At 71.3% G+C, this 18,226-nt stretch carries 11 protein-coding genes; 4 read left to right on the top strand and 7 right to left on the bottom strand.

Translation table 11 applies throughout. From position 1 onward, the window contains the following. Positions 1–278: 278 nt before the first annotated feature. On the top strand, positions 279–4,280 hold the full coding sequence (locus WME75_RS36845; protein WP_437494999.1) for a serine/threonine-protein kinase: 4,002 nt from the start codon (positions 279–281) through the stop codon (positions 4,278–4,280). 332 nt (positions 4,281–4,612) lie between these two features. Then, positions 4,613–5,416 carry a hypothetical protein gene (locus WME75_RS36840; RefSeq protein WP_437480964.1) on the top strand — a complete coding sequence of 268 codons (804 nt, stop codon included), beginning with the start codon at positions 4,613–4,615 and terminating at the stop codon, positions 5,414–5,416. 141 nt (positions 5,417–5,557) lie between these two features. Here WME75_RS36840 and WME75_RS36835 read toward each other — a convergent pair whose 3' ends face one another. The 6 genes from WME75_RS36835 to WME75_RS36810 all read right to left on the bottom strand — a co-directional run bounded on the left by WME75_RS36835 (position 5,558) and on the right by WME75_RS36810 (position 12,988). Next, on the bottom strand, positions 5,558–6,898 hold the full coding sequence (locus tag WME75_RS36835; RefSeq protein ID WP_437480961.1) for a hypothetical protein: 1,341 nt from the start codon (positions 6,896–6,898) through the stop codon (positions 5,558–5,560). A gap of 483 nt (positions 6,899–7,381) precedes the next feature. Further along, positions 7,382–7,786, bottom strand: coding sequence for a hypothetical protein (locus tag WME75_RS36830; RefSeq protein ID WP_437480958.1), 405 nt, complete (start codon positions 7,784–7,786; stop codon positions 7,382–7,384). A gap of 248 nt (positions 7,787–8,034) precedes the next feature. Then, entirely contained in the window at positions 8,035–9,594 is a 1,560-nt protein-coding gene (locus tag WME75_RS36825) for an SLC13 family permease (RefSeq protein ID WP_437480956.1), read from the bottom strand. A gap of 176 nt (positions 9,595–9,770) precedes the next feature. Then, positions 9,771–10,466 carry a mobilization protein gene (locus tag WME75_RS36820; RefSeq protein ID WP_437480953.1) on the bottom strand — a complete coding sequence of 232 codons (696 nt, stop codon included), beginning with the start codon at positions 10,464–10,466 and terminating at the stop codon, positions 9,771–9,773. Positions 10,467–10,949: 483 nt separating this feature from the next. Then, positions 10,950–11,807, bottom strand: coding sequence for an MBL fold metallo-hydrolase (locus WME75_RS36815; RefSeq protein ID WP_437480951.1), 858 nt, complete (start codon positions 11,805–11,807; stop codon positions 10,950–10,952). Then, a complete protein-coding gene (locus WME75_RS36810; RefSeq protein ID WP_437480948.1) occupies positions 11,804–12,988 on the bottom strand; it encodes a thiolase family protein in 1,185 nt (394 codons plus the stop codon). Before WME75_RS36810 ends, WME75_RS36815 begins: the two co-directional genes overlap by 4 nt. 393 nt (positions 12,989–13,381) lie before the next feature. Between WME75_RS36810 and WME75_RS36805 the strand changes: the two genes are divergently transcribed. Further along, positions 13,382–13,954 (top strand): peroxiredoxin, encoded by a 573-nt coding sequence (locus WME75_RS36805; protein ID WP_437480945.1) that lies wholly within the window; start codon positions 13,382–13,384, stop codon positions 13,952–13,954. 393 nt (positions 13,955–14,347) lie between these two features. Then, positions 14,348–16,462, top strand: a complete 2,115-nt coding sequence (locus WME75_RS36800) for a glycosyl hydrolase (protein WP_437480942.1) — start codon at positions 14,348–14,350, stop codon at positions 16,460–16,462. Positions 16,463–16,475: 13 nt separating this feature from the next. Here the strand turns inward: WME75_RS36800 and WME75_RS36795 are convergent, their stop codons facing one another. After that, complete coding sequence (locus WME75_RS36795) at positions 16,476–18,221, bottom strand: class II glutamine amidotransferase (RefSeq protein ID WP_437480939.1); 1,746 nt, start codon at positions 18,219–18,221, stop codon at positions 16,476–16,478. Positions 18,222–18,226: the final 5 nt, after the last annotated feature.

Raw genomic sequence — 18,226 nt, 5'->3', positions numbered from 1 at the left:
CCTCGTGGGTGGCGCACCCACGCTCGACGCGTCGTCTGGTGATCTTGCGCACCAAGCGGTCAGACGCGATACCGTCGTTTCCCGGTCATGCCGCAAGTGCGGAGCACCGTTCCTCCCCGGGCGCGCGTTCTTCGAGCGGCTTCACCCGCGACGCATCGCATCGCGTCGCGCGACCGACCCGGACGCGCACGCCACGAGGGGAGTCCGCGCGCCCATCCAGGCGTGGATCCGGCCCAGGGGGGGCCGCGCGCGTGATATCGCTGGATCCACGGCCGTTGATGCAGGTGGGAGAGATCGTCGACGCGCGGTTCGAGATCGAGGCCCTCGCGGGCTCGGGTGGGATGGGCCACGTCTACCGATCGCGCGATCTGTGCAGCGGCGACACGGTGGCTCTCAAGGTGCTTCGCCGCGCCGGCAAGAGTGAGCTCCGCCGCTTCTCCTGCGAGGTGCAGACGCTCTCGGCGCTGCGCATCCCCGGTGTGGTCCGGTACATCGCTCACGGCCTCACGGCGGACGGCAAGCCGTATCTGGTGATGGAGTGGCTCTCCGGCGAGACGCTCGCCGAGCGCATGGTCCAGAGGGGGCTCACCCCGGCCGAGAGCGTCGATGTCGTCGCGCGCGTGGCGGAGACGGTCGGCGCCCTCCACCGCCAGGGCGTCGTGCACCGCGACCTCAAGCCGAGCAACCTGCTCCTCGCCGAGGGGCGGCTCGACCGGGTGATGGTGCTCGACTTCGGGATCGCGCGCTTCCGGATCGATCAGCAGCTCACGATGCCGGGCACCGTCCTCGGGACCCCGGAGTACATGGCGCCCGAGCAGGCGCGCGGCGAGCGGAGCGTCGACGCCCGCGCCGACGTGTTCGCGCTCGGCTGCGTGCTCTTCAAGTGCCTCACCGGGCGCGCCGCGTTCCAGGGCGTCGGGGTCCTCGCGGTGCTGGTCAAGGTGCTCCTCGACGAGCCGCCGCGCGTCCGCGAGCTCCGCCCCGAGCTGCCGGAGCAACTCGACGCGCTGGTCGCCAGCCTGCTCGCGAAGCAGCCCGACGAGCGGCCCCGCGACGGCGCGGCCGTGGCCGAGGCGCTCGGCGCGGTCGACCTCCGCAGCCTGTGCGCGGCGGCCGGGAGCGAGCCCGCCGCGCCGGTGCGCGTCCTGGAGCTCACGAGCAGCGAGCGGCGCGTCACGTGCCTCGTGCTCGCGCACGAGCGCTCGGAGCCCGACGAGGAGACGCGCTCGCACGAGGAGGAGCAGGCGCGGGCGCTGGAGCGCGCCGAGGAGCTGCGCGCGCTCGCGGCGCGCTACCAGGGCCAGATGGAGCTCATCGACGCGCGCTCGCCGCTCGTGGTGCTGACGAGCGCCGAGGCGGCCACGGATCTCGCGGCGCAGGCGGCGCGCTGCGCGCTGGCGCTGCGCGCGCTGCTCGGGGGGGCGACGGTCTCGCTCGTCACGGGGCGGGCGGAGCTCACGTCGCGCATCCCGATGGGCGAGCTCATCGACCGGGCGGTGCAGCTGTTGCCGGCGCGAGGTGAGCCGGCGCCCGCGGCCGCGGTGCGCATCGACGAGGTGACGGCGGGGCTGCTGGGCGGCCGGTTCGAGACGAGCAGCGAGGGCGGCGCGCGCTTCCTGCACGGGGCGCGCGACGACCTCAGGGTGGCGACCGCGCCGGCGCTCCTGGGCAAGCCGGTGGCGTGCGTCGGGCGGGAGCGGGAGCTCGCGGTGCTGACCGCGGAGCTCGCGCGAAGCGTCGAGGAGTCGACCTCGGGCGCGCTGCTGGTGGTCGCGGCCGCGGGGATGGGCAAGTCGCGGCTGCGGCAGGAGTTCCTCGAGAAAATGTCGGCGCGCGGGGCGCGACGGGACCTCGGCGGGCGCGGGGACCACGGCGTCAACGGAGCTCACGGCGAAAGCGGAGCTCACGGCGAAAGCGGCGCCAGCGGCTCCCATGGCGAAAGCGTGGAGGTGTGGTTCGGCCAGGGCGACCCGATGAGCTCGGGCTCGGCGTTCGGGCTGCTGTCGCGCGCGCTGCGGGGCGTGATGGGCATCGTCGACGGCGAGCCGCTCGAGGAGCGGCGGCGCAAGGTGAGGGCGCGGGTCGAGCGCCACCCGGAGCTCGACGTGGGGCGGGTCAGCGCCTTCCTCGGCGAGCTGGTGGGCGCGCCGTTCCCGGACGACGACATCCAGGTCGGCGCCGCGCGGCGCAACCGGCAGCTGATGGGCGATCAGCTGCGGCTGTCGTGGGAGGAGTTCATCCGGGCCGAGTGCGCGAAGCAGCCGGTGGTGCTGATCCTCGAGGACCTCCAGTGGGGCGACCTCCCCACGGTGACGATGGTGGAGGCGGCGCTCCGGAGCCTGAAGGACCTGCCGTTCCTCGTGCTCGGGCTGGGCCGGCCCGAGGTGCACGAGATCTTCCCCGGGCTGTCGAAGGGCCGCTTCGGCAACCAGATGATGCTGCCGCCGCTCACGCGACGAGCGAGCGAGCGGCTCGTGCGCGCGGCGCTGGGCGACGAGGTGAGCGCGGACGTCGTGGCCACGCTTGTGGACCGGGCCGACGGCAACCCGTTCTACCTCGAAGAGCAGGTCCGGGCGGTGGCGGCCGGCCACGGCGCGGACCTGCCCGAGACGGTGCTGGCGATGGTGCAGGCGCGCATCGAGGCGCTCGACGCCGAGGCGCGGCGCGTGCTGCGGGCGGCGAGCGTGTTCGGCCAGGCGTTCTGGCCGAGCGGGGTGAGCGCGCTGCTCGGGGGCGCCGGGGTCACGCGCTGGCTCGCGGAGCTGGAGCGGCGCGAGGTGATCCACCGGCGCGGGCCCGGGCGGCTGCGGGGCGAGGTCGAGTACCGCTTCCGCCACGCGCTGGTGCGCGAGGCGGCGTACGGCATGCTGACCGAGGCCGACCGGCGGCTGGGCCACGCGCTGGCGGGCGACTGGCTGGAGCGCGCGGGCGAGCCCGACGCGATGGCGCTCGCCGAGCACTTCGAGCGCGGCGCCGTGCCCCCGCGCGCCGCGGCGGCCTACCTGCGCGCGGCGCAGCACGCCCTGGAGGGCAACGACCTCGGCGCCGCGATCGCGCGGGGCGAGCGCGGGCTCGCGTGCGCACCGGAGCCCGCGGTGGTGGGGGCGCTCCGGCTGGTCCAGGCCGAGGCGCACGTGTGGCGGGGCGACCTCGCGCTCGCCGAGGAGCGGGGGACGGAGGCGGTGGAGCACCTCACGCCCGGCTCGGCGCCGTGGTTCACGGCCATCGCGCAGGTCGTCGCCGCGGCGAGCAAGCTGGGCGGCTTCGACCGCGTGGAGCGGCGGGTGGGCGCGGCGATCGGCGCGCCCGCGCTGGAGGGCGCGGAGAGCGCGAGGAGCACGTGCCTCTGCGCGGGCGCCTCGACGCTGGCCTTCGCCGGGCGGCCTGCGGTCGTCGACGCGCTCATCGCGGAGGTGGAGCGCGCCCTCAGCGACGGGGCGTCGACCGGCGCCGGCGCGGGCGCCGAGGTGGTCGCGGGGCTCCACCAGGCGCGGGCCTTCCGCGCCATGAGCGGGGGCGATCCCGGCGCGTGCGTCACCGGCCTGGAGGCCGCGCTCGCGGCGTTCGAGCAGGTCGGCGACCGGCGCAACGCGTGCATCACCCGCGCGAACCTTGGCTACTCCTACGGCGAGCTCGGCGACTTCGGCGGCGCCGAGGCGGCGCTGCGCTCCGTGCTGGAGGCCGCCGACCGGATGGGCCTCCACGAGGCGGCGGCGGCGGCGCAGGCCAGCCTGGGGCAGGTCCTCGCCTACCGCGGCAGGCTCGCCGAGGCGCGGGCCGTCGAGGAGGCGGCCCTCGCGTCGAGCCAGCGGCTCGGCGACCCGCGCGCCGAGGTGGTGTCGCGCTCTTACCTGGCGAAGATCGCCCTGCTCGCCGGCGATTTCGGGGTCGCGGAGCGCGAGGCGCGCCTCGCCGAGGCGCTGGAGAGCGCGTCGCCGTTTCGCGTCGCGGCCACGGCGCTCCGCGCCCGGGCGCTCATCGGGCTGGGGCGCGCCGCCGAGGCGCTCGCGGCCGCCGGCGAGGCCCTGGCCGCGCTCGAGTCGCTCGGCGGGCTCGAAGAGGGCGAGTCGATGATCCGGCTGGTCCACGCCGAGGCGTTCTCCGCGGTCGGCGACGCGACGCGGGCCGCCGCCGCCATCTCCTCGGCGCGCGACAAGCTGCTCGACCGGGCCGCCAGCGTCTGTGACCCCGAGTGGCGCAGGCGCTTTCTCTCCCACGTCCCGGACAACGCCCGCACACTGGAGCTCGCGGCGCAGTGGGTCGGAACGGGTCGGAATTGAACGTGGCTGAACGCAATTGAGCGCGGTTGAGCGCGGCTGAACGCAGCTGAACGCAATTGAGCGCAGCTGAACGGAACTACGCGGAACTACGCGGGCCTACGCGCCGCGTTCCCACGGGAGAATCCGCACGGAACGTCGATTTATGAGCTGACAGACGAAGTGAATCGACGTACGATGTTCATAGACGTGGAGAGTTCCCGGCTGTCGTTGTGTTGAGCGACGTGCCGGAGGGCGTGCTGTGATCGGGGAGCGCGAGCGCTCTCCTTGGCTCGCTACCGAGGTCTCATCACGTGAAAACCAAGGCTGTACTTGGATGCATTGGCATCCTTCTCGTGGCTACCGGCTGCATCGCGCCCGAGCTGGCGCTCGAAGCGGAGGGCGAAGCAGAGAATATCGACTCGAGCGCTGACGCGCTCGTGAGCGGCAATGCGCTGAGCTACAACGCGCTCAGCTACAATGCGTTGAGCTACAATGCGCTCAGCTACAATGCGCTCAGCTACAATGCATTGAGCCCGGCGGCAGCCTCCGCGCTGCAGGATTCCGGCGCGGGCGGCGCTCTCTTCCGGATGCTCGTGAACTACACGGTCAGCTGCGCACTCGACGCGTCCCAGGCTTTCAGCTTCTCCTGGACCGACGCGGCGGGCGCGACCCACAACGAGGTCTATCACGGGGAGCTCGGCCTCGCCGACACGTGGAGTGACGGCCCGCTCGGCGCGGCCGGCAAGCAGGTCGTCTCCGCCTGTCTGGCGGCCCGCACGAACCGCTATGGCGTGTCGGTCGTCATCTCGATGCGATCGCACGAGAAACCGCTGCGCCACGAGGTCGACCGGGACGAGCGCGAGGCGTATCCTCATGTCGAGGGCGCCTTCTGGGGAGATCTCTTCGCGGAGACGCCGTACCTGCGCGCCTGCTACAACGAGGCGAACGCCGAGGCGTCGCGCGCGGCGCAGCGCGACTGCGCCGCGGGGAGCGTGGACGAGCCGGGGGACGACGTCGAGCCCTGCGGGATGATCGAGATCGTCGGCAGCTGCCAGGACCATTGCAGCAAGCTCCACCCGCCCGGGCAGTATCACAAGGACTGCGAAGATCCGGACTCGGGCAAGACGCGCTATGTCATCACCACGGCGTTGCGCTGATCCCGTCCTTGACTCGTCACGCGGAGCCAACGCCTCATCGGCGGCGACGGCGGCGCCGGCCTCGATCTGACCGCGCGCTGGAGCAGAGAACCCCGGCCCGAGCGACCGGGACAGCTCCAGCGCGCTCCGGCGCGTGGGCCGTCAGAACTGGTAGATGCCGCCCGTCTCGACGCCCCAGCCCAGGCGGTCGGCGTCCGTCAGCGCGGCGGCGTCAGGATCGAGCTTGTGGCGCGTGAGCATCACCGAGGGCTCGAGCACGATCGAGAGCCCCTTCATGGGCGCGAAGGCGTAGCCCCCGCGCACGGTCACGTTGCGCTCGAAGCCGGGACCATTGCCGCCCACGCGCGCGAGAGGGGTGGCCGGCGCTTCGGCCGTCGCCGCTCTTGCGGGCGTGTAGCCGAGCCGCATGTCGTCGGTGTTGAGCACCATCGCGGCCCCCGCGACGAGGTGCACAGAGTGGAGGTCGAGGAACGTGAGCTTCCCCGACACCCAGCCGCCTACCTCGGTGACGTCGTTCGTGCTGTAGCCCTGCCCGAGCGTCAGGAGGCCCAGGTTGGCGAGGTTCTGACCGCCGTACGCCTCGGCCCGCACGTTCAGCGAACCGGACGTGACCTCGGCGAACACGTTGCCGCCCACCGCCAGCCGCCCCTCTTCGGTCGGCAGGTTCGCGTCGAAAGCCAGCTGCGTGCCGATCAGCGAGGCGCCCACCCATGCGGCCTTCTCGGCGCGGTAGCTCGCGCGCAGCGCGAAGGTGGGCGTGCGCGAGTACTCGACGTTGTTGAGGATGGCCGTGGCGTTCTGGCTGACCAGACCGAGCGCGGCGCCCACCTCGACCCTGCCGAGGTTCGCGAGGTAGATGAACTGGTGACGTACGAAGCCCGAGTTTCCGGACTGAAAGAGCCCACCCACGATGTTGTACGTGTGCGTGTTCAGCGGCGAGAACAGATCCCAGGCCTGACCGAGCGTGAGTTTGTGCCCGTCGGCAGGAGACCACTCCACGTACGCCTGACGCAGGCGAATGGTCGCCGCCTGAGCCGGCGAGGACTTGGCGAAATCCACGAAATCGACCTCGACCTGCGCCTTCACGGGCGTGCCCTCCCCGACGGCCACGCCGAGGCGCGTCTGCTGCGCCTGAAAGCTCAGGCCGACGGCATCTGGATGGGAGAGGAACAGCGGGTTCGCCGCGGCCGTGGGGGCGACGTAGTTCGGGTTGCCGAAGGACTCGAGGCCGTTCCCCACGACGATCGTGGGCTTGACGATGCCGTAGACACGCACGAGAGGCTTGTCTTCGGGCTTCTTCGGCTCGACCGGAGGAGGAGCAGAAGGAGGCTCCACCACGGGGGGCAGCGCGGTCGCGGGCTCGGCTGGCGCAGCCTGCTGAGGCGGATCCGCCGTTTGCGCGTTGCTCGTGGCCGGCGCAGCAACTCCGGCCAGCGCGAGCGAGACGACGAGAGTTGCGCTAGGCGTCTTCCAGGTGCTCATGAAAAATCTCCTCTGGCGATGAATCTGGCGATGAATCTGGCGATGAATCTGGCGATGAATTGGGTACGCGGGTTCAGTCCTGATCACGTCTCGTGGAGGCCGGCGTCGACGCGGTGATCCCCGGTCTCGTGGAGGAAACAACCGCCGCGATCAACGTGACCACGAAGACTAAGATGGGATAAATAAGGCCCGTGTAGATGGTGCCAGTCCCGAACGTGGTCGTGGCCCAGGTCGACGCGGTGATGGCGATCAGAGGCAAGGAGCCGCCGAACCAGCCAGTGCCCAGGGGGAGGGGATGGACATGGAGGCGCGGCGGATCTTCGTGGGGAAGCGCTCCACGAGGAACGCATGGGGGGCTCCCGAGAGCAGGGGCCGCGCAATGCAATTCCAGCATACCAAGAATTTCAGCGGGGGCTCGAGGTATGACCCAAGCCCATACTACCGAATTCCTCGGATTGCCAACAAATGCCGCGGCTTGTCGCTCTAGGAAGACTGGTCGATTTCCCGCAGCGTGTCGCGGAGCGCCCGGGCCTCGGCCCCCTCGAGGAGCATGGACGTTGACAGGTACGTGGGCACGTGTTCGCGAAACTCCACGGGCTGGAAGGCGGCGAAGGCACCGGACGCTGTGTAGGCGAGATCCAGGCGCACGGCGGAGGTGTCCGGCTCGCCCTCATCGTCGAGGGCGAAGGGGAGCTTCGCGATGGCGGCGAAGTCCCGCCTCTCCAGGGCGGCGGTGAGGGCATCGGCGGAGCAGGTGAAATAGCGGAAGCCCTCCTCCACCTTCTCACCCGTGGGGGTGTAGACAAGCTCGCTCAGGATCAGCCACTTGCGACGGGTGGTGAAGCGAGGATCGGCGCGCAGGAAGTCGGACAGGTCTTTGATCTCCATGGTCCGTTCATACCGCAACCGGGCCCAGAAGTCTCCTATCATTCACCTCCGGTGGGGTCTCCCGAAACCACGTTTCGCGCCTGGGACAAGCCCCCCATCGTCTCCGGTCCCTTGCGTCCCCCGCGCCCCTGCGGTCCTCTTTTGTCCCGTCATCTCCCGTCATCTCAATGCCCCACGCTCCTCGAACGTTGGGGAGCGGAGCGCCGTCGCGTGCTCACCCTCGGTTCACCCGGACCGGGGGCAGTGGGTTAGCTGCCAAACAGGTGACGCGCGTAGCCGTACACATAGGCCGTGATGAGCACGGCGGCGGCGACGTTGAGGACGAAGCCCGTCTTGATCATGACGGGGAGCCGCACGTAGCCGCTGCCGAACACGATGGCGTTGGGCGGCGTGCCGGTGGGCAGCATGAAGTCGCAGGACGCGGCGATCGTGGCCGCGAACAGCACCCCGAGATCCCGAGGGAGCACGTTGAGGGCGACGTTCACGGTCGCGGTGTTGGAGGCCAGCGCCGACAGCGCGACCGTGGCGGCGCTGGCGAGCCCGATCTGCGCGAGCAGCGGCGCCTCCGCGACGACCGCGAGCTTCGCGGCCATCCACGCGGAGAGCCCGCCCCCCTCGATGCCGGCCGCCATCGCGAAGCTGCCGCCGAGCAGGACGAGCGTGCCCCACGGCATCCGCCGCACCGAGGCGAACGAGAGGGCGCGCAGCGCGAGCAGGCTGAACGCCGCCAGGAGCGCCACGCCCGCCTCGTAGTGCTTGCCCTGCACCCTGAAGCCGGCCGCGGCGCCCGACCCGAGCGCCGCGCCGAGGTCCTGCAGCGCAGCCTGGAGCGGCGGGGTGAGCACGGCGCGCAGCGGGTCGCCGAGGATCCAGAGCGCGCTCGCGGCCGCGAAGACGACGGCGACCTTCTTCTCCCCGCGGCTCATCGGGCCCATCGCCGCGAGCTCGCGATCGAGCACGTCCCGCGCGTGGCCGGCGCCGAGCCCGTCCCGCTTGCCCACGCGCCAGAGGGCGAGCCAGAGCAGCGGGACGAAGAGGACCACGAACGGCAAGGCGAGCGTCATGTACTCGAGGAAGCCGATGTCGCGGTGCAGCTTGTCGGCGAGGAAGCCGCAGAAGATGGAGTTCACGCCGGTGCCGATCTTCGTGCCGATGCCCCCGACGTTGGAGGCGTAGGCCACCCCCAGCATGATCGCCGTCCCGAAGTGCGAGAGGCGGCGCCCTCCAGCGGCGGACTCCAGCTGCGCGAGCAGGGCGAGGCCGATCGGGACCATCATCACGGCGGTCGCGGTGTTGGAGATCCAGAGGGAGATGCCGCTCGTCGCGACGAGCATGCCGAGCAGGAGCCGCTTCGGTTCGGTGCCGATGGCCCGCATGATGTGGAGCGCCACCCGCCGGTGCAGGCTCCACTGCTCCATGGCAGCGCCGATCGCCAGGCCGCCGAGGAACAGGAAGATATAGGCATCGAGGAACGGCGCGACGGCGCGGGCCGCGTCGCCGGCGGGCCCGCGGCCGAAGACGCCGAGCAGCGGGAAGAGCACGAGCGGCAAGCACGCGGTGTACGCGATGGGGAGCACCTCGAAGAGCCACCACAGCGCCATCCACGCCGCGACCGCGGCCGCGTACGCAGGGCGGTGGCCATAGCCGGGGAGGGCGTGGAGCCCGCTCGGGAGGAGCGCGATCGCGAGGGCGGCGGCCGGGCCCGACGCGACGCCGAGCCAGCGCAGCGGGCTGAGCCGCAGGGCGGGCGTGCGGCCTCGGCGTGGCGCTCCCGGCGGCGTGGCGGAGAGGTCGGACTGGCCCTGCATGCCGCGACTCTGGCACAGGCATCTCCCTTCCGCAGAGCTCGTCGCTGGAAGTCGTTGGAAGTCGTTGGAAGTCGCTGGAATCGTGGGAATCGTGCGAAGAGGAGATGACCCCCTGAAAACGACGGCGCCGCGCCACCTCGGGCGCCGGGGCGCCCGGCGCGTCGTGACCGCTCAGCTCAGATCACGTCGGCGCGCGCGAGCTGGTCGAAGGCGGTCTGCAGCCACACCTTCACGCGCTGGCGATCCATCCTCGTGAAGGTCTCACCCCCGATCGCCGGGTTGTTGACTGCGGCCCAGAAGCTCACGTCGAGGTGATCGATCTTCTGCATGGCGGCCGGGTGCAGCTCGGGCAGGTCGACGACCACGGCGCCTTGCGCCTCGGCCGCGGCCCGGATCGGCGAGCGGTCGAAGGGCGAGAAATCCTTGCCCCGGCCCTGGTTCCTCACGATGCAGTAGCGCGCCGCCGTCCCGCCGCGCTTGAGCAGCCGCTCCAGCGTGATCAACGAGTCTTTGCCGTCGTCCATCACGTGCCAGAACACGATCTTGACGCCGCACTCTCGCGCCAGGTCGAGGACCCCCGCCTCCGTGATCCAGGCGAAGAGGGGGCGCTCGCTCTGCGCCGGCAGGTCCACCACCACCCGTCGCTCGGTCTCGGTCGCCAGCGCCATGAGGTCGTCGGCGCTCTCGAAGCGGGTGAGGTCCACCGGCCGGCTGTGCTCGGCATAGTGCCGCAGCAGCGCCCCGTGCGAGCCATCGGCGTCCAGGCCAATGAAGGGGAGCGCGCGATCGATGCAGTACTGGGCGACCAGACGCGCCACCACCGACTTGCCGACGCCGCCCTTTTCGCCCCCGATGAAATGAATCGTGCTCATCGGCGCACCCTAGTTGTCCGCGCTCGCGCACGCAACGCGGTTCTCGCGCGCGCAACGCGGTCCTCGCGCGCGCAACATGGTTTTCGGTCACGGCGCGGTGTCCAGGAGGTTTCGCCGGCGGCGACCGCGCCGTGGGCCTCGCCGTGCTGGGCCGCATCCGTCAACCGTCAGGAGAGCGCTCCCGTGGCGGTCTTCGCCCCAAGGACGTTATCGACCCAGCGGTCGAGGGTGGCAATGGCCGCGCATGCCTGGATGCGCGCGCTCTCGCTCTCAGTGAGCACGATCCCTGCACGGGCAAGCAGCTGCAGCAGCGTGCGATGAATGGGAGCGAATGGGTGACCCGCGCCCGCCCCGGGATGGTGGTCAAAAGCATCACGTCAACTGCTTCTCCGCTGCTCGTGACCGAGAGTCGGCCCGCCCGCTCGGCACAAGCGCGACGACAGGGGCGGATGGCGAGGCGTGGACTCCGTGCGCGGTCGGGCGTCATTCCGCACCCACCGCCGCCCGCCACCACCCGCCCTCGCCCCGCCCTGCCCGCCCCTCGCGCTCCAGCTTGATCAGGTGCGCCTCCAGGCTCAGCCGCGCGAGCGGCCAGAGCGCCGGCGCCGTGTCCGCGTAGGCGACCGGCAGGAGCGCATCGAGCGACGCGCCGCCCTCGCCGGCCGCCGCGAGCGCCCCGAGCACCCGCCGCTCGCGCATCCGCCGGTGCGCGACGTAGCGCCGGAACAGCGCCTCGGGCGCGTCGATCGGCTCGCCGTGCGCGGGCAGGACGACCCGGGCGCCGAGCGCCGCGAGCCGCTCGAGCTGCGCGAGGTACTCCGCCATGTCGCCCTCCCGGGGATCGATCAGGATCGTCCCCACGCCGGCCACCATGTCGCCGCAGACAAGGGCGCCCCGCGCCTCGTCGAGGAAGCAGAGGTGATCCGGCGCGTGCCCCGGGGTGTGGAGCACGCGGAGCGCCGTGGGCGCCGGCCCGTCGAGCCGCACCACCTCCCCGTCCGAGAGGTGGCGCGCGACAGGGACGTCGCGGAGGCGCGCGGCCGCCTCGGCGTGGGCCCAGACCGGCACGCCGAGCTCGGCCGCGAAGAACCGCGCGCCCCCCACGTGGTCGGCGTGGTGGTGGGTCACCGCGATCGCCACGATGACCCGCCCCCCGGAGGCGAGGCCGCGCGCCCACGCGAGCCACGCGCGGCGCTCGTCGTCGTACGGGGTGGCCGGCTCGACGAGCAGCACCTCGCGGCCGCCGAGCGCGTAGCTGTTCGTGTGGGTCGCCGGCGGCAGCGTCGGCGTGCGCGCGGCGAAGGCCTCCACGCCCGCCGCGATGGGCCGCGGCCGGATCACCGCTCCAGGACGACCGCGAGCGCCTCGCCGCCGCCGATGCAGAGCGTGGCGAGGCCGCGCTTCGCGTTGCGGTCTTTCATGGTGAAGAGCAGCGTCGTCAGGATGCGCGCCCCGCTCGCGCCGATCGGGTGGCCGAGCGCGACCGCGCCGCCGCGGAGGTTGACCTTCTGGGCGTCGATCCCGGCGAGCTTGTTCACGGCGAGCGCCACCACCGCGAACGCCTCGTTCACCTCGAACAGGTCGATCTGGTCCGTCGTCAGGCCGAGCTTCTTCGTTGTGTTCGCGATCGCCGCGGCCGGCGCCGTCGTGAACCACTCGGGCGCCTGCGCGGCGCCGCCGTAGCCGACGATCCGCGCGAGCGGCGTGAGCTTGTGCTCCTTCACGGCCCGCTCGCTCGCCAGGACGAGCGCGCTCGCGCCGTCGTTGATCGACGAGGCGTTGGCCGCGGTGATCGTCCCGTCCTTCTGGAAGGCGGGCTTCAGCGAGGCGAACTTCTCGGGCCTGCCGGCCGCCGGGCCCTCGTCGTCCTTCACGACCACGGCCTCGCCCTTCCTCTGCGGGACGGAGACGGGCGCGATCTCGGCGGCGAACAGCCCCTCGCGCTGGGCCGCGAGCGCCCGGCGGAAGCTCTCCCTCGCGTACTCGTCCTGCGCCTCGCGCGAGAAGCCGTGCTCCCTGGCGCACGCGTCGCCCGCCGTGCCCATGTGGAAGTTGCCGTACGGGTCCCAGAGGCCGTCATGGATCATGCCGTCCACGAGCTTGCCGTCGCCCATGCGGTAGCCGGAGCGCGCCTGCGGGAGGTAGTAGGGCACGTTGGACATCGACTCCATGCCGCCGGCGACCACGACGTCCGCGTCGCCGAGCGCGACCGTCTTGGCGCCGAAGATGACCGCCTGGAGGCCCGAGCCGCAGACCTTGCTCACCGTGGTGGCCGGCACCTTGCTCGGGATGCCGGCATAGATCGCGGCCTGCCGGGCCGGCGCCTGCCCGATGCCGGCGGACAGAACATTGCCGAGGAAGACCTCCTCGATGGCGTCCGGAGAGAGCCTCGCCCGCTCGAGGGCCGCCCGGATGGCGACCTCGCCCAGGCGCGGGGCGGGCAAGGGCGAGAGTGCACCCTGGAACGCGCCGATCGGCGTCCGGGCCGCTGCGACGATGTACACGGGGACGGGTAGGGTCATGATCTCCTCCAGCGGCGCTGGCGCCTTCTCATTCGCTGACGCCGTCGAGCGCGTCTTGCGAAGCTGCCTTGTGGGTACCTCGGTTGCCCTGTGGGGGCAAGCCGGCCCGGGACGCTGCTCTCCTGCCTGCCCGCGCGCAGCCCGACAGCGCTCGCCTCTCCACATCGGCTCGCTCGCCGCCGCCCCGGTCGGCCGAGCGGGCGCCCTGGGACGGGATCCACGCCCCACCCGGCCCGGCTCGCCCGCGCCCCCCGGGGCCGAGGCCTCGCCGCCCCGGGCGCGCGTCCGGGGCAGCCTTGTGGTACGCCGGCGACGTCGCGTGTATCGTGCGCGCCGCGGGGCCGGAGGGGGTCAGTCCTCCCTGCGCCCGCTCAGACAAGGAGCGAACGAGCGATGGTGAATGCAGGCGATCGTGCCCCGGACTTCTCTCTCGAGAGCGACGGCGGCAAGAGGGTGGGCCTCGCCGATTTTCAGGGCAAGACGGTCGTCCTCTACTTCTATCCGAAGGACGACACGCCGGGCTGCACGCGAGAGGCACAGGCCTTCTCCGCCGGCCTCGACGCGTTCGCCGAGGCCGGCGCCGTCGTGCTCGGCGTCTCCCGCGACTCCGTCGATCGTCACCGGAAATTCAGAGACAAGTACGATCTCGGGGTGACGCTCCTCAGCGATCCGGACCTCGTCGCGCACAACGCTTACGGCGCCTACGGCGAGAAGACGATGTACGGCAAGAAGGTGATGGGCACGATCCGGAGCACGTTCATCATCGGTCCCGACCGCGAGGTGAAGCACGCCTTCAGCGGCGTGAAGGTCGACGGACACGCCGACGCCGTGCTCGCGCTCGTGCGCGGCGGCGGCGCGCCCGAGGCGCCGCCCGCGCGCCGCGCGGTCACGACGAGCGCGGCCAAGGCGCCCGCGAAGAAGGCCGCCGGCAAGGCGCCCGCAAAGCCCGCTGCCAAGCCCCGATAAGGGGCTGCCTGACGGCCGGGCCCGGACCCGAAGGCGGGGAGGTGGGGGGAAACATCCATGATTCCGGCGCTTTGTCGCCTTCATGCGAGCTCCCTCCGGGCAGACCCGATCACGACCGGCGGACAACGACGTAGCCGACTCGCGCCGTGCGCGCCGGCGAACGCCTGATTGATGGCGTCGTGGGGGCCTCCCGCACGCCGGCGGCCGCGCTCGCCAGGCTGGACGGGTCCCGCGCTTCGTGAAAGAATCTTGCTCCGTTGCTTGCAGATCGATGAAAATACCACGACGCCAGGGCTCATCTCTCGATCCGCTTCACATCAGATGGAGCGATGAGCGCTGGAGCGAGGGAGCAGGAGAATGATTTTGAAGCATCCGATGCTACGGACTTTCACTTTGCTGAGTTGCCTCGGCGCAATCGTCGCCTGCGGCGGCGATGACCCTCCGCCGCCGCCGGTCAATAACGACGGGGGCAGCGGTGGCGAGGGCGGCGCGGGGGGCGAGGGCGGCTCCGGCGGCGTGCCGATCGAGACGTGGGACCTCGACCGCGGCAAGGCGCTGTCGACCGTCGAGCCGGAGTTCGAGCAGGCGGAGCACCCGCTCGCTCCGGGCGCCGCCCTGGCCGGCTCCAGGGCCCCGCGCGCCACGAACGCCACCTGGATGAACTTCGTGCTCGGCGACGGCGATCAGCGGATCAACGCCGCGCCGTACGACCTCAAGGCGCTCGGACAGGCGCTGTCGGTCGCCAGGCCGCCCGTCGTGGTGGAGAGCACGGCCGTCACGACGGCCGATGTGTCGCACCTCGGCCTCAGCGCGCGCGAGGCCTTCTCCAGCCATGCGGTCACGTCGCACGATCTCCTCTCGGTCACCGTGCAGTGGGAGGCGCAGGGCGGCACCATGACGGCGCCCATCGTCTACGGGATGCCGTACGTGACGACCACGTACGCCGGGCTCCGGCCCTCCGTGCGCGCCGGCGACGGCGTGGCGATCACCGCGGTCAACGGCGAGTCCACGAGCCCCACCGAGGTCACGGGCGATCGATTCGAGATCTCCCTCAACAACGGCCAGACGTGGGTCCTCTATGCGTTCCCCGAGATCACCCTCGAGTGGGACGCCCTCTCCATGGCGGCTGACGAGACGTACGAGGGCTCGCTCCGCCTCGCGCTGGCGCCCGGGCCGAACGCCGCGGCCGAGCTCGACGAGCACGCCGCCGTCATCCCTGTCGGCGGCGACATCGAGGCGTCGGTCACGGAGGACACCGCCTCGGTGCGCTTCGTCTGGAAGACGGAAGGGGAGGGCGATCTCCTGACCATGGCCCTGCCGCACCACATGAAGCACCTCGACAAGCTGCAGACCGCAGACATCTCGTATCCGACCGTGATCGGGCAGATGACGGGAGTCTCCGGCGCGACCTGGGAGCTCGTGTACCCGCTCAGCACGATCGGCTGGGACGCGCCGCGCCGCGCCTCGGACGAGTGGGGCGACGCCCTCGTGGACGCCCTCGAGGAGGACAGGACGTTCACGCCCACTCCGGAGACCGTCGGCGCGGACCCCTATTTCGGGGGCAAGCAGATCGCGAAGCTCGCGCGCCTCGCGCAGATCGCCGAGGTGGTCGGCAAGGCGGATCTCGCCGAGGAGCTCAGGGCGCGGCTCAAGTCGCACCTCAACCCGTGGCTCAACGGCGAGAACGAGAATCCCCTCGTCTATGACACGACCTGGGGCGGCCTCGTGACGACCAAGGGCCTGGCGGACGGGACCGCCGACTTTGGCCAGGGGTATTACAACGATCACCACTTCCACTACGGCTACTTCCTCTACGCCGCGGCCGTCCTGGCGAAGTACGACGCGGACTGGCGCGACGAGTACGGCGACAAGGCCCTCTGGCTCGTCCGCGACATCGCGAACCCGAGCACCAAGGACACGAGCTTCACGCCGTTCCGCAGCATGGATTGGTACAGGGGGCACTCCTGGGCTTCGGGGCTGTTCCCGTTCGCGGACGGCCGTAACCAGGAGTCGACGTCCGAGGCCGTCCACGCCTGGTACAGCATGCAGCTGCTCGGCGACGCGCTCGAGAACGACGACGTGAAGAACATCGGCCGGGTGCTCCTCGCCCTGGAGACGGCCTCTGCGCAGACGTACTGGCAGGTCACCTCGGACAGCACCGTCTACGATGTGCCGTTCAAGGACAACGGCGCCGTCGGCGTCCTCTGGTCGACGAAGGCCGACTTCGGGACGTGGTTCGGGAAGAACCCGGAGTACGTCTATGGCATCCAGATGCTCCCGATCACGCCCATCTCGGAGTCGCTCCTCTCCAAGACGTGGATCACGGACACCTGGCCGGCGATGGAAGCGGCCATGAGCGGACCGGAGGACGCCTGGAACGCCTTCCTGATCGCGGCGCACGCGACCGTCGACAAGGAGGCCGCCTGGGCCGAGGCACAGGAGCAGACCGTGCTCGACGACGGCCTCAGCCGGACCGCGCTCCTCTACTGGATCGCCACGCGGCCCTGAGCCGCCCTCTCCCTCAATCGATCGGCTCCACCCGCACGTCGACCTCGAGGCGCTCTGCGCCACCCCCCACGAAGATGGTGCCCGAGGTCGGCGTCGCGTCCACGTAGTTGCGCCCGACCGCGACGCGGATGTGGTCGGTCTGCGTCAGGATCCCGTTCGTCGGGTCGAACCCCTTCCACCCGATCTCGGGCAGATACACCTGCACCCAGGCGTGCGACGCCTCGCTCTGCCGGTGGTTCTCGTGCTTCGGCCCCGTGTAGATGTAGCCGCACACGTAGCGCGACGGCACGCCGAGCAGCCGCGTCAGGCAGATGAACAGGTTCGCGAAGTCCTGGCACACGCCGCGGCGGTTCGCGTAGACGTCGAACGCCGTCGTGGACAGGTTCGTCGCCCCCTGCTTGTACTCGTACTCCTCGTAGATCGACGCGTTCAGGTCGAGCAGCGTGTCGAGCAGGTCGTAGTCGTTCCGCTCGACGAAGGTCATCGCATACTCGCTGAGCTCGGCGAGCTCGCTCTCCGCCAGCTCCGGCGGCAGGAGGAACGGCTGCAGGATCTGCCGCTGCCACGGCATCCACACGAGCGGGATCGTCGACCGGGCGCGCAGCGGGCGGAAGCTCAGCGGATCTGTGTCGAGCAGCTCCACCCGCGACCTCGACTCGATGACGAGCTCCTTGAACGGCGTCTCGAGCAGCACCCGCCGCGCGCGGTTGCCGAAGACGTCGTCGTACTCGCGCTGCTTGCCCTCGACCGACAGGTTGATCTCGTTGTGGAGCAGCGACTGCAGCCGGTCGTGCGCCGGCGTCACCCGCAGGAGGTGCGTGCTGCGCTCCACCGCGGTCATGTAGTGGTACGCCGTGCGGTGCACGACCTGGAAGCGGCGGATCGAGGCGTGCTTGGGGCGCCGGACCGGCCGCGACGAGAGCGGCGGCGCGGACGGGGACGGCCGGCGCCGGTCGGTGCGCGGGGACGCCGTGGCCCGCAGCGCGCCCTGCCGCAGCACCACGAGGTGGCCCGGAGGGACGCGCGCCCAGACCGCCGGGTGCGCCCCGGCGTGGACCTTGAGCTCCTCCGACGAGACGATGACGCCCTTGCGGCTCTTGACCCCCCGGCGGGTGAGGTCGACCTCGAGGTCCTCGTCCCCGAACTCGAGGCGCTCGTACGGCGGCAGGACCTCCCACAGGAACGCGTCGCCCTCGCGATCGCGATCCGCGTAGACGACGAGGTCGCGGCCGTCGGCCAGCACCGACGTGAGCGGGCCGTGCTCGTTCATCTCGTCGAACCAGTCGCGCAGCACCGCAGGATCGATCTCGCCGAGGCTCCGCAGGCCCTCCGACGCCATCCAGCGCATGAGCTCGCACAGGATGAGCTCCGTGTCCGTCGAGCCGACCGGCTGGAAGAGCGACTTCGGATCGACCTCGATCCGGTCGACGAGGCTGCCGCTGTGCGCGAACAGCCAGTCGCGCCCGCCCCAGCTCCGGCTGAACGGCTGCGTGTTGGCGTCGTTGATGCTGCCCCACGTCGCCGTGCGGATGTGCAGCACGAGCAGCGACGACGCGAGGTGCTCCCACGCCTTCACGAGCTCGCTGCGGATGCTCCCCTGCGGGGGCGCCGGCTCCTTCAGCACCGTGGCGCTCGGCTCTCCGCCCGGATAGTACCCGATGCCCCAGCCGTCGGGCAGTCTGCCCCCGGGGCGCAGGCAGAGGAGATCGAAATACGGGGCGAGCTCGCCCTCGAACGACATCGCGAGGAGATTCGGCATGGATA

The organism is Sorangium sp. So ce1014 (assembly GCF_051521505.1).
In the GTDB taxonomy this organism is placed as follows: domain Bacteria; phylum Myxococcota_A; class Polyangia; order Polyangiales; family Polyangiaceae; genus Sorangium.
The sequence above is the reverse complement of the archived record's forward strand: the minus strand, read 5'-3'. Positions and strand labels throughout refer to the sequence as shown.

Excerpts from the sequence above, each read along its gene's own strand:
- WME75_RS36830 (WP_437480958.1), bottom strand. The coding sequence starts at position 7,786 with ATGGAGATCAAAGACCTGTCCGACTTCCTGCGCGCCGATCCTCGCTTC.
- WME75_RS36845 (WP_437494999.1), top strand. The coding sequence starts at position 279 with ATGCAGGTGGGAGAGATCGTCGACGCGCGGTTCGAGATCGAGGCCCTC.
- WME75_RS36810 (WP_437480948.1), bottom strand. The coding sequence starts at position 12,988 with ATGACCCTACCCGTCCCCGTGTACATCGTCGCAGCGGCCCGGACGCCG.
- WME75_RS36820 (WP_437480953.1), bottom strand. The coding sequence starts at position 10,466 with ATGAGCACGATTCATTTCATCGGGGGCGAAAAGGGCGGCGTCGGCAAG.
- WME75_RS36825 (WP_437480956.1), bottom strand. The coding sequence starts at position 9,594 with ATGCAGGGCCAGTCCGACCTCTCCGCCACGCCGCCGGGAGCGCCACGC.
- WME75_RS36805 (WP_437480945.1), top strand. The coding sequence starts at position 13,382 with ATGGTGAATGCAGGCGATCGTGCCCCGGACTTCTCTCTCGAGAGCGAC.
- WME75_RS36835 (WP_437480961.1), bottom strand. The coding sequence starts at position 6,898 with ATGAGCACCTGGAAGACGCCTAGCGCAACTCTCGTCGTCTCGCTCGCG.
- WME75_RS36795 (WP_437480939.1), bottom strand. The coding sequence starts at position 18,221 with ATGCCGAATCTCCTCGCGATGTCGTTCGAGGGCGAGCTCGCCCCGTAT.